This window comes from Ensifer sp. VA4 (genome assembly GCF_055710065.1).
In genome coordinates this window covers 222860-240185 of sequence record NZ_JBVQPO010000007.1, presented here as the reverse complement: position 1 = coordinate 240185, position 17326 = coordinate 222860, and the positions used below count along the sequence as shown (strand labels likewise).

The 17326-nt window shown below is 63.6% G+C and carries 17 protein-coding genes; 10 read left to right on the top strand and 7 right to left on the bottom strand.

The features are described from left to right. The gene (locus tag AC0C6X_RS14445) at positions 1-774 is read left to right on the top strand and encodes a helix-turn-helix transcriptional regulator (RefSeq protein ID WP_247958770.1); all 774 of its coding nucleotides are present in this window, start codon (positions 1-3) and stop codon (positions 772-774) included. On the opposite strand, the gene AC0C6X_RS14440 is transcribed toward AC0C6X_RS14445, so the two are convergent. Continuing rightward, positions 775-2106: an APC family permease gene (locus AC0C6X_RS14440; protein ID WP_173519022.1), complete on the bottom strand. Its 1332-nt coding sequence runs from the start codon at positions 2104-2106 to the stop codon at positions 775-777. Between the two features lie 152 nt (positions 2107-2258). After that, positions 2259-3089: an alpha/beta hydrolase gene (locus tag AC0C6X_RS14435; protein ID WP_173519023.1), complete on the bottom strand. Its 831-nt coding sequence runs from the start codon at positions 3087-3089 to the stop codon at positions 2259-2261. Between the two features lie 327 nt (positions 3090-3416). Here AC0C6X_RS14435 and AC0C6X_RS14430 point away from each other — a divergent pair, with 327 nt between their 5' ends. The 7 genes from AC0C6X_RS14430 to AC0C6X_RS14400 all read left to right on the top strand — a co-directional run bounded on the left by AC0C6X_RS14430 (position 3417) and on the right by AC0C6X_RS14400 (position 10477). Next, the gene (locus AC0C6X_RS14430) at positions 3417-5036 is read left to right on the top strand and encodes a benzoate-CoA ligase family protein (RefSeq protein ID WP_247958771.1); all 1620 of its coding nucleotides are present in this window, start codon (positions 3417-3419) and stop codon (positions 5034-5036) included. A gap of 4 nt (positions 5037-5040) precedes the next feature. After that, positions 5041-5877, top strand: a complete 837-nt coding sequence (gene kynA, locus AC0C6X_RS14425; protein WP_173519025.1) for a tryptophan 2,3-dioxygenase — start codon at positions 5041-5043, stop codon at positions 5875-5877. Between the two features lie 42 nt (positions 5878-5919). Next, complete coding sequence (locus tag AC0C6X_RS14420; protein WP_173519026.1) at positions 5920-7059, top strand: ABC transporter substrate-binding protein; 1140 nt, start codon at positions 5920-5922, stop codon at positions 7057-7059. A gap of 93 nt (positions 7060-7152) precedes the next feature. Beyond that, positions 7153-8073: a branched-chain amino acid ABC transporter permease gene (locus AC0C6X_RS14415; RefSeq protein ID WP_173519027.1), complete on the top strand. Its 921-nt coding sequence runs from the start codon at positions 7153-7155 to the stop codon at positions 8071-8073. A 7-nt stretch (positions 8074-8080) separates the two neighbouring features. Continuing rightward, positions 8081-9052: a branched-chain amino acid ABC transporter permease gene (locus tag AC0C6X_RS14410; protein WP_173519028.1), complete on the top strand. Its 972-nt coding sequence runs from the start codon at positions 8081-8083 to the stop codon at positions 9050-9052. Then, positions 9045-9794 carry an ABC transporter ATP-binding protein gene (locus AC0C6X_RS14405; protein ID WP_247958773.1) on the top strand — a complete coding sequence of 250 codons (750 nt, stop codon included), beginning with the start codon at positions 9045-9047 and terminating at the stop codon, positions 9792-9794. The genes AC0C6X_RS14410 and AC0C6X_RS14405 overlap by 8 nt, the downstream gene beginning before the upstream one ends. Beyond that, entirely contained in the window at positions 9791-10477 is a 687-nt protein-coding gene (locus AC0C6X_RS14400) for an ABC transporter ATP-binding protein (RefSeq protein ID WP_472953702.1), read from the top strand. Before AC0C6X_RS14405 ends, AC0C6X_RS14400 begins: the two co-directional genes overlap by 4 nt. Positions 10478-10484: 7 nt before the next feature. On the opposite strand, the gene AC0C6X_RS14395 is transcribed toward AC0C6X_RS14400, so the two are convergent. The 5 genes from AC0C6X_RS14395 to AC0C6X_RS14375 all read right to left on the bottom strand — a co-directional run bounded on the left by AC0C6X_RS14395 (position 10485) and on the right by AC0C6X_RS14375 (position 15613). Further along, entirely contained in the window at positions 10485-11453 is a 969-nt protein-coding gene (locus tag AC0C6X_RS14395) for a threonine ammonia-lyase (RefSeq protein WP_247958775.1), read from the bottom strand. A gap of 140 nt (positions 11454-11593) precedes the next feature. Beyond that, positions 11594-12841: a kynureninase gene (kynU, locus tag AC0C6X_RS14390; protein ID WP_472953700.1), complete on the bottom strand. Its 1248-nt coding sequence runs from the start codon at positions 12839-12841 to the stop codon at positions 11594-11596. A gap of 15 nt (positions 12842-12856) precedes the next feature. Continuing rightward, on the bottom strand, positions 12857-13780 hold the full coding sequence (locus AC0C6X_RS14385; protein ID WP_472953697.1) for an ABC transporter permease: 924 nt from the start codon (positions 13778-13780) through the stop codon (positions 12857-12859). 5 nt (positions 13781-13785) lie between these two features. Further along, positions 13786-14565, bottom strand: a complete 780-nt coding sequence (locus AC0C6X_RS14380; protein ID WP_173519034.1) for an ABC transporter ATP-binding protein — start codon at positions 14563-14565, stop codon at positions 13786-13788. A 64-nt stretch (positions 14566-14629) separates the two neighbouring features. Continuing rightward, positions 14630-15613 carry an ABC transporter substrate-binding protein gene (locus tag AC0C6X_RS14375; protein WP_173519035.1) on the bottom strand — a complete coding sequence of 328 codons (984 nt, stop codon included), beginning with the start codon at positions 15611-15613 and terminating at the stop codon, positions 14630-14632. Positions 15614-15774: 161 nt separating this feature from the next. Here AC0C6X_RS14375 and AC0C6X_RS14370 point away from each other — a divergent pair, with 161 nt between their 5' ends. Together AC0C6X_RS14370 and AC0C6X_RS14365 are read left to right on the top strand one after the other, a co-directional pair. Then, a complete protein-coding gene (locus AC0C6X_RS14370; protein ID WP_247958779.1) occupies positions 15775-16548 on the top strand; it encodes a GntR family transcriptional regulator in 774 nt (257 codons plus the stop codon). A 97-nt stretch (positions 16549-16645) separates the two neighbouring features. Next, positions 16646-17170 (top strand): MarR family winged helix-turn-helix transcriptional regulator, encoded by a 525-nt coding sequence (locus AC0C6X_RS14365; RefSeq protein WP_247958780.1) that lies wholly within the window; start codon positions 16646-16648, stop codon positions 17168-17170. Positions 17171-17326 lie beyond the last annotated feature (156 nt).

Genomic DNA, 17326 nt, shown 5'->3' with positions numbered 1-17326 from the left:
GTGGCAGCAAGATCCGGTGGGGCGAGCGCCTATATCGATGATTGGAATGCCGGGCTCGCAGAGGCCGTAGCGAACCTCGGCGAACTCGGTTTCCCGGAGGCTCTGGAGCGTGCGCTTCGGCAACTCGTCTCCTTCGAGATGATGAACGGCTTTGCCTATTCGCCAAGCGGTAAGGCCTTCGATCTCGATAACGACCGCATCGTCGGCGACCGCATCACCATCGTCGACCACTACCTTGCCGGCGCCTACATACTCGACCCGTTCTACGATGCCGTCCGCAGTGCAAAACCCGACGGCGTGCTGGTGATGCGACGATTGGCGCCGGACCGCTTCACCGAGACGGAATACTTCCGCCGCCACTACCAGGCGACTGGCATCGTCGACGAGATCGGCTTCATTCTGAAGCTTCCGGACGTCGATGCAGTGCTGTCGCTCTCGCGCATCGGCACAGTGCCTGCCTTCTCCCGCCGTGATATCGCACGGTTGGAAAGCGCGGCGCCGATCGTCCGGGCGCTCGCTGAACGGCACTGGCGCGCGCGGTTCGACCCGCCGCGCCAGGAGGACGATGCCGCGGCGACGATCAGCCACCCATTGCTTTCGAAACGGGAACTGGAGATCGTGACCCTGATCCTCAAGGGTCACTCGACCTATTCGATCGCCGCGACGCTCGGCCTCTCGCCGAATACGGTCAAGGTCCATCGTCGCCAGGCCTATGCCAAGCTCACCATTTCCAGCCAGGCGGAACTCTTCCATCTCTTCCTCAGCCGCCGCTGATCATTCGACGAACTCGACTTCCGGCGGCGCAGACTGGAAAAACCGGGTGAGGTAGGCGAGATAGCACACGCCGACAGCCAGCCAGATGATACCCAGAAGCTTGGCGTGGCCATCGAGATTCCACAGCAGGAACAGGTCGCAGACCGCACCGACAGCCGGCACGACAAGTCCGAGGAGCGCGCCAAGCGGCCGCACGATTGCGTTGCCCTGCAGGTAGAGCGCGATCACCGACACATTGACGGCAGTGAAGGCGAGGAAAGCGCCGAAATTGATGAAGGACGTCGAGGTCGTCACATCAAGCGTGAGCGCGAGCAGGCCGACGATGCCGACGAGCACGAGGTTGAAAACCGGCGTGCGCCATTTCTCGTGCAGTTTGCCAAAGACACCGGCCGGCAACACGCCGTCGCGGCCCATGGCGAACAGCAGCCGTCCGACGCTCGCCTGTGCCGCAAGGCCCGAGGTGAACTGGGCAACCACGAGCGTGGCGAGGAACAGGGTCACGAAGAGATCGCCGCCGATCATCAGGGCGATTTCCGAAGCGGCGGAATCGACGGAGGTGAACGCGCCGCCGGGATGGGCGAGCTGCGTGACATAGGCCGACCCCGTGAAGATGATCCCGCCGATGACCGCGATGATCATGATTGCCTTCGGCATGGTGCGGGTGGGATCACGTGTCTCCTCCGTCAGGGTCGAAACGGCATCGAAGCCCAGGAAAGAATAGGCCGCGATCGCCGCACCGGCGACGGAAGCGCTGAACGGTACATTCGCTTCAAAGAATGGCCGTACCGACGCAAGCCCACCGGCGCCGTTGATGGCAACGACATAACGCGCTGCCAGCGCAACGAAGGCGACCAGCACCGTGAGCTGCACCAGCATCAGCACGACGTTTACCCGGTTGGCGAACGCGATGCCGATGACGTTCACGGCCGTCGTCAGCACGATGAAACCGGCGATCCACAGCCAGGCCGGAACGGCCGGGAAGGCGGAGCCCAGATAGGCAGCGCCGATCAGCCAGATAACCATCGGCAGGAAGAAGTAGTCGAGCAGGACGGCCCAGCCGACAAGGAAGCCCGCGCCCGAATTCAGCGACTTACGGGCGTAGGTGTAGGCGGATCCGGCGACCGGATAGACCTTCGCCATGACCCCGTAGCTCGCGGCCGTCAGGAAGATCGCAAGCGCCGCGATGAAATAGGCCATCGCCGTCGTGCCCTGGCTTGCCGAGGCCAGCGCCCCGAACGTGCCGAACACGATCATCGGCGTCATATAGGCAAGCCCGAACAGCACCACCGACCACAGACCAAGGGTTCGATCGAGTTTAATGTTTTGCGTCATGTTCCCCTCCTCCAACGAACAGGCAGGAAACGTCGGGGAAATCGAAGGCTATGCCAATAACCCTAGGGTGTTATGGCGCCCCACGGTGACACGGCGCGGAGGGGAGAGCCAGCCGGGTCACTCGAGCTTCACAGCTTGGTTCGGCGCCGCGCTCACACGGAGAGCAAGGTTCTCGTCAGCGGATGCCCGGCATCGGCAAGACCATCGATGATGTTGAAGTGATGCCTGTCCGGCTCCACGACGGTCGCCGTGGTCGCCCCGAGCCCGATCCAGATGTTGGCAAGGAGCGCATTCTGGCGCAGGAACTCCGCGCGCTCGCCGCCACCGACCCAGCAGGTGATGCGGGCATTTGGCATTGGCCGCAGCAGCGCCGGGCTCTCCGAAAGCGCCTCCGCCTCGTCGATCGCCAGTTTCTCGTTCATCCCCGTCGACATGATTGGACGCAGATCGTGCACGCCCGAGATCGAGACGACGTTGCGGATTCGCTCCTGGACATCCGGCGCAAGCGGCGCGCTCGCGGTGATCATCCGGCTGACGAGATGGCCGCCGGCGGAATGGCCGGCCAGCATCAGCGGCCCTTCAACCAGCTTCGCCGCTTCGCTGATGGCCGCCGCGACCTCGCCGACAATCCCGGCAATCCGGATCTCCGGGCAGAGCGTGTAGGAGGGCATGGCTACGGCATAGCCATGGGCGACAGCGCCTGCCGCGAGATGCGACCAGAAGCTCTTGTCGAGCTGCAGCCAGAAGCCACCATGGACGAAAACGACCAGACCTTTCGCCGCGCCATCGGGGAAAAACAGGTCCATGCGGTTTCTGGATCGCTTGCCATAGGCAACGTCAAGCTTGGCAAGCCCCGATGCTGAAAGCGCGTTGCGGAATGCCTCGGCAGGCCCCGCCCATGCCTCCGGCCACCGATCACCCCGCGCAATGTTCACGCCATTGGCATAGGCGTCGTTCCAATCGGAAACACGGTGTTCCAGCATCGATGCAATCCTCCCTTCGATGTCTCCCCACGCATAGAAATCACCCGCCCCGGCCAGAAACGCAATGGCATCATCGGAAAAACTTTAGGCTTGAAATAATTTTGGACTGGTGCGATGCTGCCTCATGTTCAGCCGAGAAGTGGAGGTCTCGCTGTGCCCATCACGATCATTGGAGTTGTCGCAGCGACGGCGCAGCCCATCGGCGACGATGCGGCGAAGCTTGCGACCAGTTCGCACGGCAGGGCTCCGCACCACCGCACGAAATTTAGCCGGCTTTGAAAAATGCCTGCGCAACAGGCAGGAACTGAACAAGGGAACAGCCGCCACATGCTTGGACCGACTTCGCACGTCGATACGTTCACACGCGACCATCTGCCACCACCGGAAGAATGGCCGGAATTCCTTCTCGAAGGCTTCGACTACCCGGACCACCTCAACGCCGCCGTCGAACTGACGGACGTCATGGTCGCCAAGGGTTTTGGCGACCATACCGCGCTGATCGGCAACGGCCGCCACCGAACCTACAAGGAACTGTCCGACTGGACGAACCGGCTCGCCCATGCGCTCGTCGAGAACTACGGCGTGAAGCCGGGACAGCGCGTGCTCATCCGCTCCGCCAACAATCCGGCAATGGTCGCCTGCTGGCTGGCGGCGACAAAGGCCGGCGCGGTCGTCGTCAACACCATGCCGATGCTGCGCGCCGGCGAACTGACGAAGATCGTCGACAAGGCAGAGATCGGCCTTGCGCTCTGCGACACGCGCCTGATGGACGAGATGATCGCCTGCGCCAAGGACAGCCGCTATCTGAAACAGGTCATCGGCTTCGACGGGACTGCGAACCACGACGCCGAACTCGACCGTATTGCACTCGACAAGTCGGTGGTCTTCGAGGCGGTGAAAACCGGCCGCGACGACGTGGCGCTTCTCGGCTTCACCTCGGGCACGACGGGGATCCCAAAGGCAACCATGCACTTCCACCGCGATCTCCTTGCGATCGCCGACGGTTATGCCCGGGAGGTCCTCGGGGTCACCCCTGACGATGTTTTCGTCGGCTCGCCGCCGCTCGCCTTCACCTTCGGCCTCGGCGGCCTTGCGATCTTCCCTTTGCGTTTCGGGGCGGCGGCAACGCTGCTCGAGCACGCGACGCCCGCCAACATGGTGGAGATCATCGAGAAGTACAAAGCGACGATCTCGTTTACCGCCCCCACAGCCTATCGGGCGATGATGAAGGCGATGGACGACGGCGCCGACCTCTCCTCCCTGCGCGTGGCGATCTCGGCGGGCGAGACCTTGCCGGGACCCGTCTTCGAGGAATGGACGGCAAAGACCGGCAAGCCGATCCTCGACGGGATCGGTGCGACCGAGATGCTGCACATCTTCATTTCCAACCGTTTCGAGGACCGCAAGGCCGCCTCGACCGGGAAACCCGTCGGCGGCTATGAAGCCCGGATCGTCGACGACGAGATGCGGGAAGTCCCGCGCGGCACGATCGGCAAGCTTGCCGTGCGCGGCCCCACCGGCTGCCGCTACATGGCCGACAGCCGCCAGCGCGACTATGTCCGCGAGGGCTGGAACCTCACCGGCGACGCCTTCTACCAGGACGAGGACGGTTTCTTCCATTTCGCCGCCCGGTCAGACGACATGATCATCACCGCCGGCTACAACATCGCCGGCCCGGAGGTCGAGGCCGCCCTGATTTCCCACCCGGAAGTCGCCGAATGTGCCGTCGTCGGCGCGCCCGATGCGGAGCGAGGCCAGATCGTCGAGGCCTATGTCGTGCTGGTATCAGGCGTTTCGGCAGACGCCGCGACGATCAAGCGCCTGCAGGACCACGTGAAGGCGACGATCGCGCCCTACAAATATCCGCGATCGGTAAAATTCCTGGACAGCCTGCCGAAAACAGCCACGGGCAAGATCCAGCGGTTCCGATTGCGGTCGGAGAACTAAAACCATGAGCAAGTCATACGACCCTTCGAAAGAAGGCGCGCAGATGTCGTTCAAGGGACGCATGTCCTACAGCGACTACCTCATGCTGGAGAAGGTGCTCGACGCACAGGAGCCGCTTTCCAAGGCGCACGACGAGATGCTGTTCATCATCCAGCATCAGACATCGGAGCTCTGGATGAAGCTCGCGCTGCACGAGATCAACGCCGCGGTCCGCTCGATCCGCGACGACCGGCTGGAACCTGCGTTCAAGATGCTGACGCGGGTTGCGCGCATCTTCGAGCAGCTAAACAGCGCCTGGGACGTGCTGCGCACGATGACGCCCAGCGAATACACCACGTTCCGCGAATCGCTCGGCCAATCCTCCGGCTTCCAGTCCTGGCAGTACCGGGCGATCGAGTTCCTCGCCGGCAACCGCAATGTCGCGATGCTAGGGCCCCATGCGCACCGGCCCGACATCATGGAGAAGCTGGAAGCGATCCTCGCCGCGCCGTCGCTCTACGACGAAGCGATCCGGCTTCTTTCGCGCAACGGCTTCGACGTTGGCGAGGAGGCCGATCGGACCGATTGGCGCGAAACCCGCACGGAAAGCGACAAGGTCTTTGCCGCCTGGCAGACCGTCTACCGCGATCCCGAGCGCTACTGGATGCTTTACGAGCTCGCCGAGAAGCTGGTCGATTTCGAGGATTACTTCCGCCGCTGGCGCTTCAACCACGTCACAACGGTCGAACGCATCATCGGCATGAAACGCGGAACCGGGGGCACATCCGGCGCGTCCTATCTGAAAAAGATGCTCGAAGTGGAACTCTTCCCTGAGCTCTGGCACGTGCGCACGGGCCTCTGATAGAACACATTTATAAGGGAACCCCAAAACGAGGAGAACAGCATGAACCGCATTCTGGCAGCGAGCCTTCTTGGCCTCTCGCTTGCGACGTCGAGCCTTGCCCATGCCGAGCCGGTGAAGATCGGCGTCATCACCACGCTTTCGGGCGGCGGCGCGGGACTCGGCATCGACATGCGCGACGCCTTCACGCTGGCGATCAAGCAATCGGGCAACAAGGACGTGGAACTGGTGATCGAGGACGATGCCCAGAAGCCGGAACTTGCGGTGCAGATCGCCGAGAAGATGATCCAGGGCGACAAGGTCGATCTCATGACCGGCATTATCTGGTCGAACCTGGCGATGGCCGTCGTGCCGAACACGGTCGCGCAGGACGTGATCTATCTCTCGCCCAATGCCGGCCCCTCGGCTCTTGCCGGTGCGAACTGCAACCCGAACTATTTCAACGTCGCCTATCAGAACGACAATTTCCATGAGGCGATGGGGCAATACGCCAACAAGGACTACAAGAACGCCTTCATCCTGGCGCCCAACTACCCGGCCGGCAAGGACGCGCTGACCGGCTTCAAGCGCTACTACAAGGGCAGCCTCGCCGGCGAGATCTACACGCAGGTCGGCCAGACGGACTATGCCGCCGAAATCGCCCAGATCCGTGCGTCCGGCGCCGATAGTGTCTACTTCTTCCTGCCCGGCGGCATGGGCATCGCCTTCATGAAGCAATATGCCCAGTCGGGCGTGAACATCCCGGTGATGGGCCCCGGCTTCTCCTTCAGCCAGGATGTCCTGCCGGCAATCGGCGATGCTGCGCTCGGCGTCAAGAACTCAGCGACCTGGTCGAAGGACCTCGACAACGAGGCCAACAAGGAATTCGTCGAAGCCTTCAAGGCCGAATACAAGCGCCTTCCCTCGATCTATGCGGCACAGAGCTGGGATACGGCAAACCTGATCCTCGCAGCTCTCTCAAAGGCTGATGTCAAGGACAAGGACGCCTTCCGCGCGGCGCTCAAGGCGGCGGACTTCCAGTCGGTGCGCGGCAAGTTCGTCTTCAACAACAACAACCACCCGATCCAGAACATCTACGTTCGCGAGGTGGTGAAGGAAGACGATGGCACGCTCACCAACAAGATCATCGCCACCGCCTTCGACGATCACAAGGACGCCTACGCCGAGAAGTGCAGCATGTAATGCTTCGGCGCTGTTATCGCCCGGATGCCCGGCCTTCACGCCGGCATCCGGTCGGTGATCCATGTCCTCCCAAATGAAGCTTGGACCGGTCTCTTGTTCACCGCACTTCTGATTGAACAACTGCTCAACGGGCTGCAGCTCGGTGTGATGCTGTTTCTGATGGCCGCCGGCCTGACGCTGATCTTCGGCGTCATGGGGTTGATCAACCTCGCCCACGGCTCGCTCTACATGATCGGCGCCTTCGCCTGCGCCACCGTCGCCGCGGCCACCGGCTCCTTCTGGATCGGGCTGATCGCCAGCCTAGCGGCCGCCGCCGGCGTCGGTGCGATCATCGAAGTCGCGGTCATCCGCAGGCTCTACGACCGTGATCATCTCGACCAGGTGCTCGCGACCTTCGCGCTGATCCTGATCCTGTCCGAAGGTGCCCGCTGGCTCTTCGGTTCGTTCCCGCTCTATCTCGACATACCGCTTTTGCTGCAGGGCGCGGTGCCGCTCCCGGGCGGCGGCCAGTATCAGCTCTATCGCCTGGCGATCATCGGCGTAGGCATCGCAGTGGCTGTCGGTCTCTACCTGCTGATTTCAAGGACGCGTCTCGGCATGCGCATCCGGGCGGGCGAGTCCGACCGCGAGATGATCGGGGCGCTCGGCGTCGACATCGGCACGCTTTACACGGTCGTCTTCGCGCTTGGCGCAGCGCTCGCGGGCCTTGCCGGCGCGCTCGTCGGCGCGCTGCAATCGGTGCAGGTCGGCATGGGCGAGCCGGTGCTCATCCTTGCCTTCGTCGTCATCGTCATCGGCGGCATCGGCTCCATCAAGGGCGCGCTGGTCGGCGCGGTGATTGTCGGCGTGGTCGATACGATGGGCCGCTTCCTGCTTCCCTCGCTGCTGGCGCTCACCATGCCCGCGTCGCAGGCGACGACGATCGGCGCCGCACTCGCTTCGATGCTGATCTATGTGGTCATGGCGCTGATCCTCGCCTTCAGGCCGAGCGGCCTGTTTGCGGCGCAAGCGTGAGGTCCCGATGAGCCGCGAAACCACCGTCAACCTGCTTCTCGCCCTTCTGCTTCTCGGCACACCGCTTCTGGCCGCCGGCCTGGGCGAACCCTTCTACGTAACGCTCGCGACCCGCGTCACCGTGCTGGCGCTCGCTGCCGTCGGCCTCAATCTCGCGCTTGGGCTCGGTGGGCTGCTCTCCTTCGGGCACGCCGCCTTCTTCGGCCTCGGCGGCTACGTCGCCGGCATCCTCGCGACGCATGCCTTCAATGCAGAACCGCTCTTCGCCGACATTCCGGCCACGACGTCGATGCCGCTCATTTGGGTAACGGCCGCTGCGGTCGCCGGACTCGTGGCGCTGCCGATCGGTGCCGTCAGCCTGCGCACATCAGGCGTCTATTTCATCATGATCACGCTCGCCTTCGCGCAGATGATCTACTATTTCGCGATCTCCTGGCCGGCCTATGGCGGCGAAGACGGGCTCTCCCTGTCGATGCGCAACGCCTTTCCCGGCGTCAACACCGCCAAGCCCCTGCCCTATTTCCTGATCTGTTATGCTGCACTCATGGCCGCACTTCTTCTGTTCCGCGCGATCGAGGGTTCGCGCTTCGGCAGCGCGCTGCAGGCGGCAAGGCAGAACGGAACCCGCCTTGCAGCCGTCGGCATCGCGCCCTTCCATATCCGGCTCGTCGCTTTTGCGGTCTCGGCGATGATCACGGGCCTTGCCGGGGCGCTTTATGCCGATCTCAACCGCTTCGTCGGCCCCTCGATGCTGTCCTGGCACATGTCGGGCGAACTGATCGTGCTGATCATCCTCGGCGGCAAGGGCCGGCTGTTCGGCCCGGTCGCCGGCGCGATGGTCTTCGTCTTCTTCGAATATGTGCTCGGCGGCATCACCGAACGCTGGCAGTTCTTCCTCGGCCTGATCCTTCTCGGCATCGTGCTCTTTGCCCGCGGCGGATTGCTGGGTCTCCTCTCCGGAAAGCCGCGCCATGTCTGAGCCCGTTCTCGAAATCCGCGATCTCCGCAAATCCTTCGGTGCCCTCAAGGCCACCGACGGGGTGAGCCTCGATCTTCGCCCGGGTCAGATCCACGCGCTGATCGGCCCGAACGGCGCCGGAAAAAGCACACTGATCCACCAGATCGCCGGTTCGCTCAAGGCCGACAGCGGCACCATCCGCTTTCTTGGAGAGGACATTGGCAACCTCGACATGGCCGCCCGCGCCAGACTCGGTCTTGCACGCAGCTTCCAGATCTCCTCGCTGGCGCAGGAGTTTTCAGCACTTCGCAACGTCATGCTGGCGGTGCAGGCGCGGCAGGGCAGCAGCTTCCGCTTCTTCCGCCAGGTGACCCGCGACAAGGACCTGACTGAGCCGGCCATGGCGATGCTCGAACGCGTCGACCTCGCCGCGCGCGCCCATGTGCCGGCGGCAGAACTTTCTCACGGCGAACGCCGGCAACTGGAGATCGCGATCGCGCTGGCGCTTTCGCCGAACGCGTTCCTCCTCGACGAGCCTATGGCCGGCATGGGACCGGAGGGCTCGAAGCGGCTGACCACGTTCCTCGACGGCTTGCGCCATGAGGCACCGATGCTCTTGGTGGAGCACGACATGGACGCGGTCTTCGCGCTCGCCGACCGGATATCCGTGCTCGTCTATGGTCGCATCATCGCGTCAGGCACGGTCGATGAGATCCGCAGCGACCCGGAAGTGCGCCGGGCCTATCTGGGAGAAGCCGCGTGAGCCTGCTCGAAATCAAGGGCCTCGAAACCTTTTACGGGGCTTCCCAGGCGCTTTTCGGCGTCAATCTCGATGTGCGGCAGGGCGAGGTGGTCGCGCTCATGGGCCGCAACGGCATGGGCAAGACGACGACGATCAATTCGATCCTCGGCCTCGTGCGCCCACGCGCCGGCGCCATCTCCTTCGCCGGCAAGGCGATCTCCGGCATGCGCCCGCACCGGATCGCCAGGCTCGGCCTTGGCCTCGTACCCGAGGGGCGGCGCTGCTTTCCCAATCTCACCGTCATGGAAAACCTCATAGCCACGGCGCGCGGCAGCGCGTGGACCTTCGAGAAAGTCATCGCCCTCTTTCCCCGCCTCGGCGAGCGGCACGACCAGTATGCCAACACGCTTTCGGGCGGCGAGCAGCAGATGCTCGCCATCGGCCGGGCGCTGATGACCAATCCCAGCCTTCTCATTCTCGACGAGGCGACCGAAGGGCTGGCGCCAGTCATCCGCCAGGACATCTGGTCGGCGATCCGCACGCTGAAGGAGGCGGGACAGTCGATCCTGGTGGTCGACAAGACGCTTTCGGAACTGCTGCCGGTGGCCGACCGCTGCTTCGTCCTGGAAAAAGGCGCGGCGGTTTTCGAGGGGCTACCGTCCGCGTTGACTCCTGAGCTTCAGGACCGCTATCTCGGCGTCTGAGTTCTGGTCAGGCTGCGGGAATGCCGCCGCCGAGCACCACGGAATAGGCCGCCGCGTCGATGTTGCCGCCGGAGATCACGCAGACGACGTTTCCCTTGAGGTCCGGCCGCGCGATCGCGGCGGCGAGCGAGGCAGCGCCTGCTCCTTCGGTGACGATCTTCGCCTTCTTAAACAACAGCCGCATCCCATCGGTCACCTGAGCCGGGCTGACGGCAATCGCGCCATCGATCAACTCGCGCGCGACCGGCCAAAGCTTAGGCACCAACGACGGCGCGCCAATGCTCTTGATGAACGAGGGGCGCATTTCCACCGTCACGATCCGCCCTGCCGCAAGGGCGGCGCAAACCGGGGCAGCGCTGTCATCCTCGACCGCAAAGACACGGCGGCGGTCGGAAGCGATCTTGACGGCACTTGCGACCCCAGTGGTCAAGCTGCCACCGCCATAGGGAGTGAGCACCACGTCGACATCGGGCAAATCCTCGGCGATTTCCATGCCGATGGAAGCGTTGCCGGCAAGCACCGCCTGATCCGTCACCGGATTGATCAGCAGTTCCGGCGCGTCCGGCCGGTCCGCGCCGGTGATGTAATCCCACCACGTTTCTCGGGTGACGAAGCGCACCTCGCCGCCAAGCGCGCGCACGCCCTCGATCTTGGTCTGCGGCGCGCCGCGATACATGTAGGCAACCATCGGCGCGCCGACGAGGCGTGCAGCCCAGGCCATGCCATAGGCCATGTTGCCGGAACTGGTGACCGCCACGCCCTGCCGCAGAGCCGCGGGATCGCGCGACAAGACTGCGTTCAGCGCCGGGCGAAGCTTGAAGGCGCCGATCGGAGACAAAGTCTCCAGTTTCAAGAAGATCTGCCGGTTAGGAAGTCCGAGGTCGAGCCTGACCAGCGGCGTGCGCTTAAAGTGCGGCGCAATGCGCTGGCGGGCTTCGGCGATTTCATTCGGGGTCGGACGGTGTGGCGCAGTCATTGCTTAAGTCCCCCGTTTTCCGTCCGCTCACCTTCGGGCACGATGGCCCCGAACCAGTCCGCTGCTGGGCGGCGACCTTAATCTGCGCCTGAACAGAAGCTGCGGGCGAAATGCCGCCCGCAGTCCGTCAGCGCCATCACTCAGGTCACGGCTGCCCGGACCGCGAAACGCGCGTCCTCCCATGCACCGGTGCTGAGGATCTCTTCCAGAATCTCAACCGCCCGCCAGACGTCGGCATAGCTCACATAGAGCGGCGTGAAGCCGAAGCGCATGGTGGTGGGCGCGCGGAAATCGCCGATGACGCCGCGGGCAATCAGCGCCTGCATGACCTCGTAGCTGTTTGGATGGCTGAACGAAACCTGGCTGCCGCGCTTCGCGCCGTCGCGCGGGCTTTCGAGCTCCAGCCCATAGGCGCCGCATTTCGCCTCGACGAGCGTGATGAAGAGATCCGTGAGCCGGATGCTCTTCTCGCGCAACGCCGCCATGTCGACCTCGGCCCAGACGTCGAGCGCGCCCTTGAGCGCGCGAAGCGAAAGGATCGGTTGCGTGCCGCAGAGGAAGCGACGGATACCCTCGCCGGCGGCATAGTGCTGTTCGAAGGCGAACGGGCGGGCGTGCCCCCACCAGCCGCTCAGCGGCTGACGGATGTCGCCGTGATGACGGGTGGCCGCATAGATGAAGGCAGGGGCTCCGGGGCCGCCGTTCAGATATTTGTAGGTGCAGCCGACGGCGAAATCGACATTGGCGCCGTCGAGATCGACCGGCAGGGCGCCGGCCGTATGGCAGAGATCCCAGATGACCAGCGCGCCATGCTCCTGCGCCTTGCGGGTCAACGCCGCCATGTCACGCAACACGCCGGACTTGTAGTTCACGTGGTTGACGAGAACCACGGCGACGCTGCCGTCGATCAGGTCCTCGATCTCGGGCGCATCAACCCCTTCGAGACGCAGCGAAGCGCCGGGACGGGTCGAGACCACACCCTCGGCCATGTAAAGGTCGGTCGGGAAACTGCCGCCCTCGCTTACGATTACCGAACGATCGGGTCGCAAGGCCATGGCGGCATGCAAGGCCTTGTAGATGTTGATCGACGTGGTGTCGCAGACGACCGTCTGGCCGGCGGCGGCCCCGATCAGCCGCCCGACCCGATCGCCGAGCGCAAGCGGCATGTCGAACCAGCCTGCCGTATTCCAGCTACGGATGAGATCCTGGCCCCATTCCTCGGTCGCGGCCTTGCGCAGTTCGTCGAAGGCGGCGGTCGAGGCGACGCCCAGCGAGTTGCCGTCGAGATAGATGAGGCCCGGCGGCAGGATGAAGCGCTCGCGCATGGGGCGCAGCCAATCGGCTGCATCCATGGCCTCGATCGCAGCAAAATCAGGAACTGCATTCATGAAGGTGGTCCTTGTTTATTCGCGAACGGTTTCGCGGGCGGGTGCTGGCCCGCGGCTTCGCTTGAGGCTCGGAAGAGCCAGCATGGCGAGAACGAACAGGCCGGTCGCAAGTTTCAGATCCGGCGGCGGCATGCCGGCCGCCAGGCAGAAGGAGACCAGCTGATAGTAGACGATCGCGCCGACAAAGGGGGCTGCGAGCTGGCGCAGCACATTTTGCTTGCCGACGATCGCTTCGCCGATCATCAGCGCTGCAAGTCCGTTGATCAGGATGCCAAGCCCCATGTTGACGTCGGCAAAGCCCTGCGACTGCACCATCAGCGCGCCGCTTGCGGCCGAAAACGCGCCCGCAAGTCCTACGCCGCCGATCGTCGCCAGCCAGACATTGATGCCTTGCGCTTCCGCCATGTCGGGGTTGGCGCCGACGGCGCGCACCGCCGTGCCCTTCTCCGTCCGGAAGAAGTGATAGAGCAGGAAGAAGACGATGAGCGCAATCAGCCCGGCGACGACAATCTTGCTTGCCGGGAAGCCCGGCTGCAGCCCCGGCGCCCAGTCGAAGACCGTCGGAGCGCCGAAGACCGAGAGGTTCGATCGGCCCATGATCCTGAGATTGATCGAATAGAGCATCGTCATCATCAGGATGCCGGCAAGCAGCGTGTGGATCCGGAACCGAAGATGAATGAAGGCCGTGCAGCAGCCGGCGACGAAGCCGGCGACGAGCGCGATGCCGATTGCGGCAAGCGGCGACATGCCGGCCGCCATAAGGACGCCGCAGACGCAGCCGCCAAGCGGGAACGCGCCTTCGCTGGTCAGATCCGGAAAGCTCAGCATGCGGAACGGGATCATGATCCCGAGCACGACGAAGGCGAGGATCAGGCTCTGCGCCAGCGTCACCGGAACGAGCGAGATGAAGCTCGCCAGGGTGTTTTGAAGAATATCCATGATCGTCAGCTCGCCAGGAACATGCGGTCGGTTTTGACGGAGAAATGGCCGATCAGGTCCGGCACCGTCGTCTGGGCCTTGTCCTTGCCGTCGATTTCGAGACGCACGCGCCCGGCATCGAGCATGATGACCTTGTGGCCGAAATCCACCGCGTGCTGCATGTTGTGCGTCACCATCAGCGTCGTCAGCTTCAAGGCTTCGACCGCGCGGATTGTCGCCTGCATGACGATATCGGCGGTGCGCGGATCAAGTGCTGCGGTATGTTCGTCGAGCAGCAGCAGCTCCGGTTCGCCGCCAACCGCCATGATCAGGGACAGCGATTGCCGCTGGCCGCCGGAGAGCAACTCCACCCGCGTGTCGAGACGGTTTTCAAGACCAAGCCCCAGCAGCGACAGTCGTTCCCTGTAGGCGGCAAGCCGCGTCGCATTGAGCCCGCGGCGTAGGGTGCGCTTGTTGCTGCGAAGCTCCGCAAGCAGCATGTTTTCCGCGACCGTCATGCTGGCGGCGGTGCCGCGCATCGGGTCCTGAAAAACGCGGGCAAGCCGCATGGCACGCTTGTGGACGGGCATTGCCGTAACATCGTCGCCGTTGATGACGATCTGGCCTGAATCGAGCACCAGCGCGCCCGAGATGGCATTGAGCATGCTGCTCTTGCCGGCGCCGTTCGAGCCGATGACGACGCCGAACTCGCCTGTAGCAAGGCTGAGGTCGAGGCCGTCAAGCGCGACCTTTTCGTCCGCCTGCCCCTTGTAAAAAACCTTGCGGGCCGATCTGATTTCCAGCATTGGCTCCCCCTAACCATGGCGTGACGGCGCTCTTGGCGCCGTCACTGTTGAGACCAACTGGAAATCAGTCGACCACGCAGTTGCACTCGCCAGCGAGCGCCGCTGGTACTTCGATACTGAAGGCGGCCGTCGCCTTTTTCGAGATGAGCGGTGCGTGATCTTCATAGGCCGGACGCGACGGCGCGATGGTTTTCGGGTCCGTGCCCTTGAGGATCTCCGCTGCAATCTTGCCGGCATTGACGCCGACCTGCTCGTAGTTGACCGCAAAGCTTGCCGGCACGACGCCATCGCGGACGGCGCCGTCGTCGGAATTGACGATCGGGATCTGCGCCTGGCGTGCGGCCGCCGAAACGGCGCCGATCGCCGGCTGCAGCAGGTTGGACGCGGGCGTGTAGATCACATCGGCCTTGCCGGCGAAGGAGGCGATGCGTTGCTGGATGTCGTTGACGTTGTCGACGCCGACCTCCACGACCTCGAAGCCGGCGGCAGGGGCTGCTTCCTTGATCTTGTCGAGCAGTGCCGTGTCGTTTGCTTCACCCGGGTTGTAGGGCACGCCGAAACGCTTGGCTTCCGGCAGGAGCTTACGGGTAAAGGCCATGACGGCGGCCACGTCCTGAAGGTCCGTCGCGCCGGTCATGCCATCATCACCCGCCTCCCAGGATGGAACGAGCTTCGCGGCAACCGGATCGGTAACGGCGGAGAAGACGACCGGAATACCGGAGCCGGCAAGCGCCTTCTTGGCGATCTGCGACACGGGCGTGGTGATCGTGTAGACCAGCTTCGGCTGCTCGGCCTGCAGCTTGGCAATCATCTGCGGCACGAGCGAAGCGTCGAAGTTGGTGTGGCTCTCGGTGTAGACGACATCCTTGCCTTCGACGAAGCCGTTTTCAGCCAGCGCCTTCTTGAAGCCGGCGATCGACGCGTTCAACTGTGGATGTTCGCCGAAATTGGCGATCCCGATGCGGATCGGATCGGCGGCAGCCGTTCCCAGTCCCCATGCCATTGCGCCGGCGACGACCAACCCCGAAAGCCAAGTGCTCTTGCTCATAATCCCTCCCAGAATCTGACGAGCGTTACCGCCCTCCTCGGCGGCGTGCGGGGGATGATGGCGAGGGTCGGAGTTCTTGTCAAACAAATATATATATTTCCACGATCGAGGCAGAACTATATATATTTGTATCGATCCGATGCGGGCGCTAAGGGAACGTGATGCAGGACCACGAACAGTCGACCAAAACGGAATCGGCCTACCGGTTGCTACGCCGCGACATTCTGGCGACGCGGCTGAAGCCCGGTGCGCCAATGAAGCTGAGCGCGCTGCGCGAGAGCTATGGGATCGGCTGGACGCCTCTGCGCGAGGCGCTGTCGCGTTTGGAGGCAGAAGGCCTCGTCACGGCGATCAGCAATCGCGGCTTTGCCGTCGCACCGGTGTCACGCGAGGAGCTGGATGATCTCACCCGCGCGCGCCTCGCGGTGGAAATGCCACTGTTGATCGAGTCGATCGAAAACGGTGACAGCGCATGGGAATCCGCCGTCGTCACGGCGCACTATCGGCTGTCCCGCTGCAAGGTCTCCGTCGAACACTTCTCCGAAAGCGAGGTCGACGAGTGGGACGAAAAGCACGCCGGTTTCCATGCGGCACTGATCAGCGCGGCGCAATCGAACTGGCTCGCGCGCTTTCAGGCGACGATCTCCGATCAGCTTCGGCGCCACCATCGTTTCTTAAGCCTTGCCCCGACGATGAGGGCTGCCGCCGGCATGAGCGAGGGCTATGAGGAGGCCGTCGCAGCCTTGCAGGATGCCATGGCGATCACGCATCACACCGAGCTGATGGAGGCGGCACTCGATCGCGACATCGAGCGCGCCAAGGTGCTGATGGCGGACCACATCGGCTTTACCGTCAACGTCTATGTTCAATCCGAGGACGGCGGGCGCGCCTCGGTTTCCACGCGACAGGCGGCGCCCGGGCTTGCGTCCAAATGACGGCCCATGACAGCCTGTCCAAGAGCCGCAAACGCCTTTAAAAGCAAAAGCAGGAAGAGCCTGCCGATTTGCGCAGGATTAGAAGCGGACATTGGGAATGATGGGTGAAGACAAGATCGACACTTCGCCGGAATGGGTGGATGGCGAGACCAAGGCGCTCGAGGCTCCGGGCGATCACCGCGCCGAGCTGAGACTCTGGCTGCGCCTGCTGACCTGCTCGACGCTGGTCGAGAGCGAGATTCGCCGCAGACTCCGGGAAGAATTCGACTCGACCCTGCCACGCTTCGACCTGATGGCCCAGCTCGAACGCGCGCCCGACGGCATGGTGCTTGGCGAAGTCTCGAAGCGCATGATGGTTTCGCCCGGCAACATCACGGTGCTGGTGGAGCGCTTGACCGAGAGCGGCCATATCAGCCGCACGACGCTTCCGACGGATCGGCGCGTGCAGGTCATCGCGCTGACGCCCTTCGGCCGTGCCGAATTCGAGAAGATGGCAGCAACGCATGCCGATTGGATCTCCGAGCTGTTTGCCGGTGTTTCGCCGCAGGACAGCAGCGTGCTGATGGACGAGCTTGCCAAGCTCAAGCGGTCCATTATCGCCGCACTGGCGCGCAATAGCTGAGGCGCTCGCCCTTCCTTCCCCCTCGAGAACTTCCGAAACAAGCACGACGTCTCCGCGTCGTCTTCGACGCGCGCGCTGGCGTCGCATTTGTCCAAACAATTTTAAGCTTGAAATTTCTCCCGAACGAGTCCAACCTGTTCCAGCAGTCCGGGATGA

Coding starts and splice junctions, on each gene's coding strand:
- AC0C6X_RS14440 (WP_173519022.1), bottom strand. CDS start 2,106: ATGACGCAAAACATTAAACTCGATCGAACCCTTGGTCTGTGGTCGGTG.
- AC0C6X_RS14435 (WP_173519023.1), bottom strand. CDS start 3,089: ATGCTGGAACACCGTGTTTCCGATTGGAACGACGCCTATGCCAATGGC.
- AC0C6X_RS14430 (WP_247958771.1), top strand. CDS start 3,417: ATGCTTGGACCGACTTCGCACGTCGATACGTTCACACGCGACCATCTG.
- kynA (WP_173519025.1), top strand. CDS start 5,041: ATGAGCAAGTCATACGACCCTTCGAAAGAAGGCGCGCAGATGTCGTTC.
- AC0C6X_RS14420 (WP_173519026.1), top strand. CDS start 5,920: ATGAACCGCATTCTGGCAGCGAGCCTTCTTGGCCTCTCGCTTGCGACG.
- AC0C6X_RS14410 (WP_173519028.1), top strand. CDS start 8,081: ATGAGCCGCGAAACCACCGTCAACCTGCTTCTCGCCCTTCTGCTTCTC.
- AC0C6X_RS14405 (WP_247958773.1), top strand. CDS start 9,045: ATGTCTGAGCCCGTTCTCGAAATCCGCGATCTCCGCAAATCCTTCGGT.
- AC0C6X_RS14395 (WP_247958775.1), bottom strand. CDS start 11,453: ATGACTGCGCCACACCGTCCGACCCCGAATGAAATCGCCGAAGCCCGC.
- kynU (WP_472953700.1), bottom strand. CDS start 12,841: ATGAATGCAGTTCCTGATTTTGCTGCGATCGAGGCCATGGATGCAGCC.
- AC0C6X_RS14385 (WP_472953697.1), bottom strand. CDS start 13,780: ATGGATATTCTTCAAAACACCCTGGCGAGCTTCATCTCGCTCGTTCCG.
- AC0C6X_RS14380 (WP_173519034.1), bottom strand. CDS start 14,565: ATGCTGGAAATCAGATCGGCCCGCAAGGTTTTTTACAAGGGGCAGGCG.
- AC0C6X_RS14375 (WP_173519035.1), bottom strand. CDS start 15,613: ATGAGCAAGAGCACTTGGCTTTCGGGGTTGGTCGTCGCCGGCGCAATG.
- AC0C6X_RS14370 (WP_247958779.1), top strand. CDS start 15,775: ATGCAGGACCACGAACAGTCGACCAAAACGGAATCGGCCTACCGGTTG.
- AC0C6X_RS14365 (WP_247958780.1), top strand. CDS start 16,646: ATGATGGGTGAAGACAAGATCGACACTTCGCCGGAATGGGTGGATGGC.